The sequence below is a fragment of the Arthrobacter tecti genome, assembly GCF_054511355.1.
Genome location: NZ_JBTNCT010000028.1, coordinates 1 through 11,871, shown reverse-complemented (window position 1 = coordinate 11,871; position 11,871 = coordinate 1). Strand labels below are relative to the sequence as shown.

The following is an 11,871-nucleotide window of genomic DNA, read 5'->3' as shown; positions in this document are numbered from 1 at the left end:
GTGAAGGGTGTACTCCTCGTCGCCATTTGCGCCGCCGTTATCCTGCCGTTTCTGGGCATCGTGTCAACAAGTATTGCACCTCGAGACCAAGTCATCAGTTCGGGCGGCTTCGTCTTGGTGCCGGAAAGCGTCTCGCTTGATGCCTACCAGTCCATCTTCGCCGGCGGCGTGGTATCGCGCGCCATGATGGTATCCATTGGCGTCACGCTCACGGGAACCATCATCTCATTGGTTGTGAGCACTCTCATGGCATACATGCTTGCCCAGCAAGGCGCCGTCGCTCAGAAACCCATCCTCATGCTCGTCCTAATTTCCTTGCTCTTCTCCCCAGGCCTTATTCCCAACTATTTGCTAGTGAAGGAACTCGGGCTGCTGAACAGCTTCTGGGCACTCATCCTGCCAACCGCCCTCTCAGCATTCAACGTCATCGTGCTCAGGGCCTTTTTCATGGCGATTCCTTCTGAGCTGATTGACTCTGCCCGCATAGACGGCGCCGGGCATATGGCGATCTTCACGCGCATTGTCCTTCCCCTATCGAAGGCCGTACTGGCGGTCATCGGCCTCTTCTATGCGGTGGGGTACTGGAACGCCTTTTTCAACGCAGTCCTATATCTGAACGACGCAACTAAATGGCCACTGCAACTGGTGCTCCGCACATACGTGATCAATAACGCTGAACTGGGAGCCTCTGAACTTGGGGCCGACATCCTCCCGCCGCAACCATCCATTCAAATGGCCATTCTGGTTGTGACTATCCTTCCCATCCTCTGCGTTTACCCCTTCCTGCAACGCCACTTCGCCAAGGGAGTACTAACCGGAGCAGTCAAGGGATAACTGATTCATACAGAACGCGCCGGCGCAATGAAGCTGTCGGTGACGCAACCGAAAGGAAACACGATGTCAACTCGCCCCATCTCACGTCGAGCCCTCTTGGGCGGTGGCCTAGCGACCGCCGGCCTGGTGTCGCTAGGACCAACTCTTGCCGGTTGTACTGCCGGTTCGACCCAACCAGTAACCGCAGCCAACTCGAAGGTGCCGCTACCTCGATATATCAGATATGAGGGAGTGACCGCTGACACGGTGGGGACCGATCTCGTTCCAGACTTCTTCACCAATTACCCAGGTAACCCCGTTCGAGAAATCACAGAAGCACCTGGAGATGGACAACCTATAACGGGTTCGGTACCTTCCTTCGCACCGATTCCACCGGGAGTAGACAGCAATGAGTACTGGCAGGCGCTCAACGAAAGGCTGGGAAGCCCCCTCGAGCATGCGATTGTGCCAGCTGCTGATTATCCAGCGCGTTTCGCGACGTCGGTAGCAGGAGGAACCCTCGGCGACTTCTTCAGTGTTGACGAAACACTTGCCAACCTGCCGGCTTTCATGGAATCGGAGTGCGCCGATCTCACCGAGTATCTCGCCGGCGATGCTATCTCCGAGTACCCGTTTCTGGCGAATATTCCGACAGATGCTTGGCGAGGGACGATCTTTAATGGGCGGATCAACGCTATTCCCATTGTGCGGGGCTCGGTTCTCACGCAGGTGCTCTTCACCCGGAACGACCTGTTCGAAGCCCGCGGCGTCGATCCGAACCCAGCGAGTATCGAAGAATTTGTGCAGGCATGCCGTGCGATGACCGACGCTCGCAACAACACCTGGGCGCTGTCTGCGGTTCCGATGATTGTGCTGCAGCAGATGCTCGGCGTGCCCAACGAATGGGTCGTCGACGGCGGCGCTTTCACGAGCTCCATCGAACTCGAGGAGTACAAGGAGGCGCTGGAGATCGGACGGCAGCTCATCGCAGATGAGTTAGTACACCCGGACAGCGTCGGAGCCGCAGCAGTTGACCTCAAGGACTGGTTCGCCGCCGAAGGTTCAGCCGCGATGATGCAGGATACTTACACCGCGATTCCTGGCTTTTACAGCCGCAATACATCCGTGGACAACTTCGAGGTTGGCTTCCCCGTCCTCAACGGCCCGGACGGCCAACCCGCAGGCGTATGGCGCGGTTACCCGATGATAGCGATGTCGGCATTGAAGAAGAACGAACCGGAAAGGATCCGCACACTCCTGAAGGTTGCAAACTACTTTGCAGCTCCGATTGGCACTGAGGAGAACTTGTTCATCTCCTATGGCAACGAGGGAACTCATTACACGCTTGAAGGTACAGACCCGATCCTTACGGACCAAGGACGGACTGAGAGGGTTCTACTACTAAATTACCTCGCGAGCCCGCCCTTGCCGCTCTACCAACCAAGTCTGACGGACGTGACCGCAGCCCAGCACCAACACATGCTCACCATCATGCCAAACAGCACCCTGACGCCCACCTGGGGACTCTACTCTCCCACGGAGAAGAGCGAGGGAGGCCGGTTGGAACGCTTGTTACAGGATGCCGCGAACTCGATTCTCCTCGGCAGGCAACCCCTCTCATCCTGGGACGACGCCGTAGCAAATTGGCGCTCCGATGGAGGGGATCAGATCAAGACTGAGTTTCAGCAGGCCTCTGAGGCACAGGAGTCTTGATTCGAACACTGACCTGATCGGCTTGCGGCGCGCCTTCTGAACAGGTCGCTGCAGCCGATTAGGTGGCCAACTGATCCACTTCAACGCACGTTTATACCGAGACCTGTCGAGAAACGCGCTGAGCTGGCGCACTCGGTCACCTACGGTGCAGTATTGTGTTCGGGAAATTCAGTTGAAGCTTTATCTGAACCTTCAGCGTTGCACAGGTTCAGTGCTATCAAGAAGGCAGAGGTCTGTGCGGGTGGGGGTTCCTTCCCAGTCGCCTGCAGCCATGCAAGCGTAAGCCCCTGCTTTGATCGCTGTGCTTAGCCGGTCCTCTGGGTCCTGGCCCTGCAGGTAGTCGGCGAGGTAGCCCGCGACGAAGGCATCGCCTGCGCCAACGGTATCAACGATGGGCACCTTGATGGCCGGCACGTCGTAGAGTGTCCCGTTGATGGATGCGAGACAGCCCGCGGAACCTTGCTTGATAATGACTTCTTGTGGACCTAGGTCGGCGAGTGTCCTGATGTTCTCTTCTGGCGTTGCGAGCCGGCCAGTGGCTATGTCCGCTTCGTTCTCCCCGGCGAATACGATGTCGGACCGGCTGATAATTTCTTGGTACACCGTTTTCGCTTCCTGATGAGTCCAAAGGGAAGAGCGGTAGTTCAGGTCGAAGACGATCTTTGTTCCTGCGGATTTGGCTCGTTCGATTGCGCTTGTGACGGTCTGTCGCGCGCTCTTGGACAATGCCGGTGTGATTCCGGTCAGATGGAGTATAGCTGCGTCTTCGATCCAGCTTGGGGGGAGATCGACGGGGGAGAGGCTGGCGCCGGCGCTTCCCGCGCGATAATACCAGATGCGCTGTGCGAGGGTTGTCCGGCGTTCCTTGATCATGAGCCCTGTCGACAAGTGTCGACGCCGATGAATAAGGGTTTGAATCCCTTCACCGAGCAGATGCCGCTCGACGAGGTCTCCTAAACTGTCCTCACCTACCACGCCGAGCCAGCGCACGGGGGCACCTAAGCGCTTCAGGGCGATGGCCACGTTTGATTCAGCGCCTCCGATAGTGACGTTGAGCGATGGTACCTGGCTCAGTGCGCCGACCGATGGCGAGGCGAACAGCGCCATCGTTTCACCGAAGGTAACAACACCGCCGATTGCTTTGTCGCCTTCGATACCGTTCATCCTTCCGTCCTCGCTGCGAGGAGTTTGGTGAGAGTGCAGATGCGTCGGCGCAGCGCACCCAAGTCGCCACCGGCCAGCGAATCGCCGAGAAGCGGCCCCCCAAGCTCACCAAGGACGCCCCGGCCGCTAGCCATGTGGGCACCTCTGCCAAAGAGATACCCCCGGAAGGAACGAACCGCATATCCGGGAACGGTCCGCGCAGTGCAGAGATGTAACCGGGTCCGACCGCTGCTGCGGGGAAGATTTTGATGGCAGTCGCCCCAGCGTTCCACGCTGCGAGAGCTTCCGTCGGTGTCAGAGCCCCAATGATGGTGGGAAGCGCCTGTTCGTGTCCCGCACCAATCACTTCCGGGACGTTGGCCGGTGTGACGAGAAAGTCGACATCCTTTTCATAACCTCTTGAATCTCATTGTCAGTCGTTATGGTGCCCACTCCTAGTAGAACGTCATGGCCAAACTCATGTCGAAGGGTGCTCCAGAGATCGAGCACGCCGGGCGTGGTGAGGGTCATCTCGATGCACGTCATTCCCCCGGCCACGAGTTCGGTGATGACGGGTAAACAGTCTGAGGCCCTGCGAGCACGTAGAACCGGCAGGATGGGTACCCGAAGAAGATCGTCGGGCATCGGGATTCGAGGATTCCTATTGACGGAATCGGAAGCTACATCGCTCAGTGCTGCCATCAACTCACCCGTAGGCCGTCGATCGCATCCCGGTTCCAGTCGATGCCTAGGCCTGCTTCGTTGGGTGCCAGAGCGATGCCATCGACGATGTCCAGTTCGGAATGAGTGACCGCGCGCAGTTGTGGAATGTGCTCGAGGTAAAGGGCGTTTGGAATCGAGCATGTGAGGGACGCATGAAGTTCCATGAGGAAGTGCGGGGCGACTTGCACATTGTGGGCTTCAGCAAGGTGTGCCGTCTTGAGCCAGGGGGTGATTCCTCCCACGCGTGCGACGTCGACTTGCAGGATTGAAGCCGCGCCAGCCTTGAGATATTGCCCGAACTGACCAAGGGAGTACATGCTTTCCCCGACGGCTACCGGGATACTCGTTGCGCTGGCTAATCGTTGATGTCCCGCGATATCGTCGGCGGGAAGCGGTTCCTCGAACCAAAATATATCCAAAGGTTCGAAGAGGTGAGCACGTCGTACCGCTTCGGCGGCTGTAAGAGACTGATTCGCGTCAACCATGATGTCGAGACCATCGCCGACTGCTTCACGAACAGCTTCGAGGCGGTCGCGATCTTCATGCCCTCGTGGTTTCCCCACTTTAATCTTCACTCCGCGCATGCCCATTGTTTGTGCTGTAAGGGCCGCTTCGACAAGCTCGTCGGTGCTGAGGTGAAGCCAGCCTCCTTCGGTGTCATAGAGCGGGATGCTGGGGTTCGCTCCTCCTGCCGCCACCCAGAGGGGACGGTTTGATGCTTTACAGCCTGCATCCCAGATTGCTGTGTCGATTGCGGCGATGGCCAACGCTGTGATCGGTCCAACCGTTGTCGCCTTCGTCGCGGAACAGAGCGCTGACCATACTGCCTCTGGACGGTGAGCGCTGAGACCTTTGACTCGCTCCAGGAGAACCGTTTGTAGCAGACTAAGGACCGCTTTCCCGCCGGTTCCGATGGTGTAGCTGTAACCTAACCCGGTAGTACCGTCCGCGAGAGTGAGTTCCACGAAGATCGTCTCCTGTTTCAGGAACGATTGCATGGCGTCGGTGCGGACGGTTTCGACGGGTATATCGCAGAGCCAGGCATGAGCTTGTACAACTACGCCCCCGCTTCCGGGCATTATGTCGTGAACCTTTGCTTGTCGTTCGATAGTCATTAGCGGCCTCCGAATCCACCGAGGGCTGCGCCCTTGACGAGTTGGCGTTGTAACACGCCGACGAGAATGAGAGAAGGAATTACGGCCAGCGTGGATGCCGCCATGACGAGATGCCACTGTGTACCGAACTCGCCGATGAACATGGACAGTCCCAGCGGAACGGTAGCTTTGTCCTCGTTGTTGATAATGATGAGCGGCCACAAATATGAGTTCCAGTAGCCGATGAATGAGAACACGGCGAGGACACTCAGTGGCGCGCCTAGCTGTGGAAGCAGCACCGACCACAGCGTGCGCAGACGAGAGGCTCCGTCGATACGTGCCGCTTCCTCGTACTCAATCGGGATAGTCAGGAAGAATTGTCTTAGCAGGAAGGTGCCGAAGGCGGTGAAGGCGAACGGGATGATGAGTGCCGTATATGTGTCTACCAGCCCTGCATTGCTCATCATGATGAATAGTGGCACTATCAACACTTCCTGAGGAAGCACGAGCGTAAGCACGTACAGCAGGAAGAGACGATCTCGGAAGCGGAAACGCAGCCGGGAGAACGCGTAAGCCGAGAAAATGGCGACCACCACGGAGAGCGCCGCTCCCGCAATTGAGGTCCAGAATCCGTTGAAGATGAATTGGCCAAACGGTACTAGCGTCCATGCCTCTACGAAATTCTCCCACCGTAGTTCCGAACCGATGACCGTTGGTGTGTCAGAGAAGACCTCATTGGCGGGTTTTAGCGCTGAAACGAACATCCAAAAAAATGGTATTGAGAAAATCAGTGCCACGATCGCCACTGCAGCAGTGTTTGCCCACGTTATCCATGCTGTCCTTCGCTGGGCCTTACGCAGCGCAGGGCGCGGGGTGACTGGAGTGCGGGTTGTGCTACTTGTCATAAGTCACCAGCTTCTTCTGGCCTGCGAATTGGATAGCGGTAACGACCATGACGACGACGAAGAGAACCCAGGCAAGAGCCGAAGCGTACCCCAAACGGTCGAAAACGAACCCGTTACGGTAGAGGTATAGAACAAGCGTGTTTGTCGACTCACCCGGCCCGCCTGCGGTGAGGAATTGCACCTGAACAAAGACCTGAAACGCACCGATCATGGTCATGGTTGTGGCAAAGAACAGGGACGGAGAGAGCATCGGAAGGATCATGTACCGCAGGCGCTGCAGAGCGTTCGCTCCATCTACCCGAGCAGCTTCGAGCATGTCCTTTGGAATACCGCCCAGACCGGCCGACAGAATGATCACGTTATAGCCGAACGATTGCCATACCGACATCACAATCACTGACCCGAGGGCAAACGAAGGGTCCGAAAGCCAGAACCTGCCTTCCAAACCCATGGATTCAAGCACCGCGTTAACAAGACCCTCGTCGGAAAGCATGAGCTGCCATACCAAGGCGTTAGCGACCATGGGGGTAATCACAGGAATGAAGAAAATCACTCGCCACAGACCTGCCAGTTTCATCCTGGTGTTGAGCCAAAGAGAGATGGCCAGGGCCAGAACCAGGTTGATCGCCGTGTAAACGAAGGCGAAGATCGCAGTATTCGTCATCGCGGTGTAGAACGTGGCATCCGCGAACATCCGCTCATAGTTGGCGAATCCCACAAACTCCGGCGCTCCGAAGAGCGGCCAGTCAAACAGGCTAATCACCAGCGCCCCGATCAGGGGCAGAACAATAAAGAGAAGGAAGCCCAGCAGGCCGGGGGCGAGGAAGGTGAGGGCCGCTAATCCATCACCTCGCCTTTTGCGGGGCGCATAGGCGCGGTTTCCTGGCGGCGTGCCGCCTGCGGCTTCCACTGAGTGCGTGGAAGCCGCAGGCTGAGAGCCGTCGTCGGTCCGTGTTGCGCTGACCGCCGTCGAAGTGTGCTCCATAATTACTCGCTCGCCGATCCTTGGATCGTCTCCGCAATCTCGGCCGCACTCTGTTCACCGCGGAACCCCTGCACGGCGTACTGGGTATATAGGGTCGACACCTGATTGAAGTTCGGCGTTGTTTCCTGAGCGGTGGAATTTTCAAGGAGAGCTTCGATGACTGCTGTAGCTTCGGCTGGCTTACCTTCGCTCCAGGCTGGAAGAGCCTCAATACGGGACGGGACAATGCCGCCGGCTGCCGCCTGCTGCTCCTGGACGCTTGTGGACGTCATGGCGATAATCGCCTCGAACGCGGCCTGCGGCTGATCACAATTAGCTGCGATACCGAACCCACTGCCGGCAATCATCGCGTGCGGATCCCCGGTTGTACTAGGGACAGTGGTCATGCCGAGCTCAAAGTCAGCACCGTCTGCGAATACGCCATAATTCCAAGGGCCTTCGATGAGCATCGCCCCCTCTCCTGACAAGAAAGCATTGTGGGTAGCGGTTGCGTCGTCCGAAGCCTCGGGAGCGTCGACAATACCGTGTACATGACCCAACTCGAAGAAGCTTTGCATCTGGTCGACAAAGTCCGGCTCAGCCATCGTCAATTGATTGTCTTCAACGGCTGTGACTTCATCGGCGATGCTCCAGGCGTTGAGTGAGTCGAACTTGTTATTGACAACCAAGCCCATCTGATTCTCAGTGGTGAGGGCCTTCGCGTCTGCAATAAATTGCTCACGGCTGTAGTTCGTCGTCGGCAGTTCCAGCCCCGCGGCGCGGAATGCGTCCGCGTTGTACCAAAGCACGAACGGTTCTGCATCGTACGGAATCGCGCGTAACGTGCCGTCAACGGTCATTCCGTTGATCATTGCTTCGTTGAAATCGGATACATCAAGTCCCTGCTCAGCGACGAGATCGTCCAGCGGCATCAGAAGTGACTCGAGCTCCTGGGTCCGTGCGGCCTGTGTAGTCAGAATGCACGGTGGGTTATCCCCCGATAGCCTTGTCTTGACCTTCGTCCAATAGTCAACGAAGCTCGGGCCCTCGATCGCAACTTCAAGGTCAGGCATCTCTGCCTGCGCCTGTGTTACGAAAGATTCCCACGTGTCACGGGCTGCACCCCCGGTCCATGTGTACATGGTGAGTGCTCCTGTTTCGGTTTCCGGCTCGGAGTCGCTTTCCGCCGTGCCGCCGCAGCCGGCCGTCGCAAAGAGTGCCCCTACTAGGGCTAGCGAGAGCGCGGCGCGCTTCGCGGTTTTCTTCTGAGTGTGCATCACGGGTGTATCTCCTTCGGCATCATCCTGTGAGCGTGTCCTGGATTTCAGAACAGTCCAGCCCGCCTCATGCGAGATCGTCGACCAGTCCGATATCCTATTTGAAAACGATACGATTTTGGTTGTGTGGTCGTCAATGCCTTAGAGGTAACGCTTGAGCAACTCCCATGTCGGAGTCGATGAGCTCGATCACCTCACGTAAAAGCTTTAATTCACATAGGATGTTTCCTGTAACAGTCTCTTCCTCGATAGAGTCGCGGGAGGTTAGAAAGGTGGCCGGTGTGTCTTTGAACCTTCGATCCGTCGGAACGGGTGTTGGCCTGCCGATTTCACGTCGACAGATGCTTGCAGACGACGTATATCAGCAGTTGAAATCGTTGATTATGGACGGGTCCATACCACCTGGACTTCGAATTAATATCGAGGATGTGTCCCGGCAGTTGGAGGTCTCACCAACCCCCGTACGGGAGGCTCTGGCTCGGTTGGAATCCGACGGGCTGGTCAACAAGTCTCCTTTGAAGGGCTATCGTACGACGGCGTTGCTGAACCGCACCGAAGTCAGCGAATTGTACGAACTTAGGCTGCTACTGGAACCGTCTGCCGCTGCGAATGCTGCCCGTAACCTCACGTCCGAATCGGCTGCAGCGCTGTCGACGGAGATTGCCAGCTGCTCAGTGGCTCCAGAAGGCCAGGAATACAGTTCATACCGCGAACTGTCTAACCATGATGAGCGGTTACATGATCTGATCCTCACCATCGCCGGTAACCGAACCATCCGGCAGGCGTTGGAAAGAACGCACTGTCACCTACACATCAACAGGCTCTCCTATGTTGGAACCTTTGGGCAGCACACTCTTTCAGAGCATCAATCGGTGGTCGACGCGCTGCTGAGGCGGGAGGCAGACGAAGCGGAACAAGCGATGCGTCAACACCTCACTAAGTCCCACAACAGAATACTGAGTTTTTTCGACTCAACTGCCTCAGCGAGCTAACTTAGGATGCCTTCGAGTAAGGCTGCGGTTTCGACCGGCTACGACTCATCACTGCATCCGACACGAGTACCAATGGACCGTGCCCTGGGTCGAGGCGGCTTGTCAGTGGGCCCATTGTCGCTGGGTGTCTCGCCGCTGGCGAACTTGGGCAGGGAAACAACAGCCGTGGCAGCCGAAGCCGTCCTGGATGCTGCTTGGGACAAGGGTGTGCGGTATTACGACGTTGCGCCGCACTATGGACTCGGCCTCGGCGAACACCGTTTGGGTGAAGGGTTGGCCGATCGCCCACGCGCTGATTATTTGGTATCGACGAAGGTCGGTAGGCTGCTGGTCGCTCAGGACAATCCGCAGGGCAAGTTGGACGATGAAGGGTTTGCTGTCCGGGCCGACTACCGCCGCAAGCTTGATTACAGCCGGGATGGTGTGCTGCGATCGGTAGAGGAAAGCCTTGAGCGCACCGGACTGGACTGCTTCGACATTGTCTTCGTGCATGACCCGGACGAGCACTACAGGGACGCGATGGAAGGGGCCTTTCCCGCCCTCGAGGAATTGCGCAGTGCTGGGCTGATCCGCTCGTACGGGGCCGGCATGAATCAGACGCGCATGCTAACGCATTTCATACTGCACACTGACCTCGATGTCGTCATGATTGCGGGCCGGTACACCTTGTTGGAACAAGGTGCGCTGGATGACCTTTTACCTGCTGCTCAGGCTAGATCCGTGTCCGTTGTGGCCGCTGCCGTCTACAAGTCTGGTCTGCTAGCTCGCAACCGACCCTCGTCCGACGCGACCTATAACTATGCCTCGACGCCCGCAGCGATTCTTGAACGCGTGACCCGGATAGCTCAAGTGTGTGAGCGATACTCTGTGTCACTACCGACCGCCGCAACGCAATTCCCACTAGGACATCCCACTGTATCAACGGTATGTGTCGGAGCCCGTACCCCGGAGCAGATTACGCAGAACGTGCAGGCTACTGGAGTCAAGATTCCTTCAGCCCTGTGGGCAGAGTTGAAAGGCGACGGGCTCCTCAGGGCGGACGCACCCGTTCCGGATGGCCAAGACGCCTCAAACTGAGGCGCCAGCCCGTTCCAGGAGAGCGCGCTCAATGCCGTAAAACTTCTGCGCCGTTCCGCCAAGGACGGCACGCCGCTCGGATTCGTCAAGTTCGTCAAAGAGGCTCGACAGCCCTTGCCATACCCGCTCGTAACCGCCCGCCAGCACCGAGATGGGCCAGTCACCTCCGTACATAAGTCGATCCGCTCCAAATAAATTCAGGGCGCGCTCGAAGTGTGGGCGAACAGTCTCAACGCTCCAATCACTCAAATCGCCGACGGTCGAGTAGAGCCCGGATACCTTCGCGTAGACATTGGGATGCACGGACGCACGTTCAATCAGCGTCCACCATGGCTCGCGGGTGTCGCCCCCTATCGGGGGGTGCGAGAGGTGATCGAGGACCAGCATTATGGAAGGGTGCCTCTCCACAAGCGTCGGCACGTGCTCCAAATGCCGAGGAAGAACGGACACCACATCCAATGTCAGCCCGGCTGCTTCAACCAGGCTCAAGCCCTCGTCGACCTCCGGCCGAAGCAGCCAATCAGGATCAGGCAAGTCGTGTATGAGATTGCGAACACCGATTACAAGCGGATCTCGCTGTAATTGCTCCAACCTGCGCTCAGCTCGATCGGGTCGGTCAAGCGGCACGTAAGCCACAACCCCAACCACTTCCGGATTATCACGTGCCACCTCAAGCATGTAGTCAGTGTCGCTATCGTTATCAGCTGCCTGCACCAACACCGTCGCCTGGAAACCTGCCGCACCAAGGGAGGGACGGATTTCGTCAAAAAGCATTGAGCGGTTGATCGCAGAAAACTGTTGCCTAAGCCAGGGATAAGAGGCGCGCTCAAGGTTCCAAACATGTAGATGAGCATCAATATTCACTCGGCAGCCCCTTTTGCATAGATCACTATACCCAATATCCTATAGTAACTAAATTGAACCACCGAGAGGGAAGCTAATCATGTTTGCAGCCACCTATGCAGGCCAGAAAACTATCAACATCGCGGAGCTGAAGGCTGAAGCACCTGGCCCGGGTATGGTTCAGATCGAAGTGGCATACACCGGGCTTTGCGGAACGGCGGATTCTGGGGGTCGTTGCAACACCCGGTGGTTAGCTGGTTATGAGTAGATCACGTAATTGCTCGGCTGGGGTGTTCCAGTTGAGTGTTTTGCGTGGTCTGGCGTTGA

General features: G+C 57.3%; 12 protein-coding genes and 1 pseudogene. 4 read left to right on the top strand and 9 right to left on the bottom strand.

Translation table 11 applies throughout. The features are described from left to right. Entirely contained in the window at positions 1-834 is an 834-nt protein-coding gene (locus ACX80C_RS18930; protein ID WP_459328012.1) for a carbohydrate ABC transporter permease, read from the top strand. Positions 835-1,278: 444 nt separating this feature from the next. Beyond that, positions 1,279-2,526 carry an extracellular solute-binding protein gene (locus tag ACX80C_RS18925; RefSeq protein WP_459328011.1) on the top strand — a complete coding sequence of 416 codons (1,248 nt, stop codon included), beginning with the start codon at positions 1,279-1,281 and terminating at the stop codon, positions 2,524-2,526. A 192-nt stretch (positions 2,527-2,718) separates the two neighbouring features. Here the strand turns inward: ACX80C_RS18925 and ACX80C_RS18920 are convergent, their stop codons facing one another. The 8 genes and pseudogenes from ACX80C_RS18920 to ACX80C_RS18885 all read right to left on the bottom strand — a co-directional run bounded on the left by ACX80C_RS18920 (position 2,719) and on the right by ACX80C_RS18885 (position 8,632). Next, positions 2,719-3,690, bottom strand: a complete 972-nt coding sequence (locus tag ACX80C_RS18920) for a sugar kinase (RefSeq protein ID WP_459328010.1) — start codon at positions 3,688-3,690, stop codon at positions 2,719-2,721. Next, a complete protein-coding gene (locus ACX80C_RS18915) occupies positions 3,687-3,824 on the bottom strand; it encodes a hypothetical protein (protein ID WP_459328029.1) in 138 nt (45 codons plus the stop codon). Before ACX80C_RS18915 ends, ACX80C_RS18920 begins: the two co-directional genes overlap by 4 nt. Before the next feature lie 11 nt (positions 3,825-3,835). After that, positions 3,836-4,036, bottom strand: a pseudogene (locus ACX80C_RS18910) (2-dehydro-3-deoxyphosphogluconate aldolase); the annotation flags it as partial. Further along, entirely contained in the window at positions 4,033-4,314 is a 282-nt protein-coding gene (locus ACX80C_RS18905) for a hypothetical protein (RefSeq protein ID WP_459328009.1), read from the bottom strand. The gene ACX80C_RS18905 and the pseudogene ACX80C_RS18910, both read right to left, overlap by 4 nt. A 56-nt stretch (positions 4,315-4,370) precedes the next feature. Continuing rightward, positions 4,371-5,507 carry a mandelate racemase/muconate lactonizing enzyme family protein gene (locus tag ACX80C_RS18900; RefSeq protein WP_459328008.1) on the bottom strand — a complete coding sequence of 379 codons (1,137 nt, stop codon included), beginning with the start codon at positions 5,505-5,507 and terminating at the stop codon, positions 4,371-4,373. Beyond that, a complete protein-coding gene (locus ACX80C_RS18895; RefSeq protein WP_459328007.1) occupies positions 5,507-6,292 on the bottom strand; it encodes a carbohydrate ABC transporter permease in 786 nt (261 codons plus the stop codon). Before ACX80C_RS18895 ends, ACX80C_RS18900 begins: the two co-directional genes overlap by 1 nt. Before the next feature lie 88 nt (positions 6,293-6,380). Continuing rightward, complete coding sequence (locus tag ACX80C_RS18890; RefSeq protein WP_459328006.1) at positions 6,381-7,301, bottom strand: carbohydrate ABC transporter permease; 921 nt, start codon at positions 7,299-7,301, stop codon at positions 6,381-6,383. 77 nt (positions 7,302-7,378) lie between these two features. Beyond that, on the bottom strand, positions 7,379-8,632 hold the full coding sequence (locus ACX80C_RS18885; RefSeq protein ID WP_459328028.1) for an ABC transporter substrate-binding protein: 1,254 nt from the start codon (positions 8,630-8,632) through the stop codon (positions 7,379-7,381). Positions 8,633-8,913: 281 nt separating this feature from the next. Between ACX80C_RS18885 and ACX80C_RS18880 the strand changes: the two genes are divergently transcribed. Both ACX80C_RS18880 and ACX80C_RS18875 read left to right on the top strand, forming a co-directional pair. Next, positions 8,914-9,624: a GntR family transcriptional regulator gene (locus tag ACX80C_RS18880; protein WP_459328005.1), complete on the top strand. Its 711-nt coding sequence runs from the start codon at positions 8,914-8,916 to the stop codon at positions 9,622-9,624. A gap of 72 nt (positions 9,625-9,696) precedes the next feature. Then, positions 9,697-10,701 carry an aldo/keto reductase gene (locus ACX80C_RS18875; RefSeq protein WP_459328004.1) on the top strand — a complete coding sequence of 335 codons (1,005 nt, stop codon included), beginning with the start codon at positions 9,697-9,699 and terminating at the stop codon, positions 10,699-10,701. Here the strand turns inward: ACX80C_RS18875 and ACX80C_RS18870 are convergent. After that, positions 10,693-11,565 carry an amidohydrolase family protein gene (locus tag ACX80C_RS18870; RefSeq protein WP_459328003.1) on the bottom strand — a complete coding sequence of 291 codons (873 nt, stop codon included), beginning with the start codon at positions 11,563-11,565 and terminating at the stop codon, positions 10,693-10,695. The two genes, ACX80C_RS18875 and ACX80C_RS18870, sit on opposite strands and share 9 nt — an antisense overlap. Positions 11,566-11,871 lie beyond the last annotated feature (306 nt).

What these genes read in the sequence shown, in the direction of transcription:
- ACX80C_RS18920 (WP_459328010.1), bottom strand. Translation starts at nt 3,690, where the DNA reads ATGAACGGTATCGAAGGCGACAAAGCAATCGGCGGTGTTGTTACCTTC.
- ACX80C_RS18915 (WP_459328029.1), bottom strand. Translation starts at nt 3,824, where the DNA reads ATGGCTAGCGGCCGGGGCGTCCTTGGTGAGCTTGGGGGGCCGCTTCTC.
- ACX80C_RS18905 (WP_459328009.1), bottom strand. Translation starts at nt 4,314, where the DNA reads ATGCCCGACGATCTTCTTCGGGTACCCATCCTGCCGGTTCTACGTGCT.
- ACX80C_RS18900 (WP_459328008.1), bottom strand. Translation starts at nt 5,507, where the DNA reads ATGACTATCGAACGACAAGCAAAGGTTCACGACATAATGCCCGGAAGC.
- ACX80C_RS18885 (WP_459328028.1), bottom strand. Translation starts at nt 8,632, where the DNA reads ATGCACACTCAGAAGAAAACCGCGAAGCGCGCCGCGCTCTCGCTAGCC.
- ACX80C_RS18875 (WP_459328004.1), top strand. Translation starts at nt 9,697, where the DNA reads ATGGACCGTGCCCTGGGTCGAGGCGGCTTGTCAGTGGGCCCATTGTCG.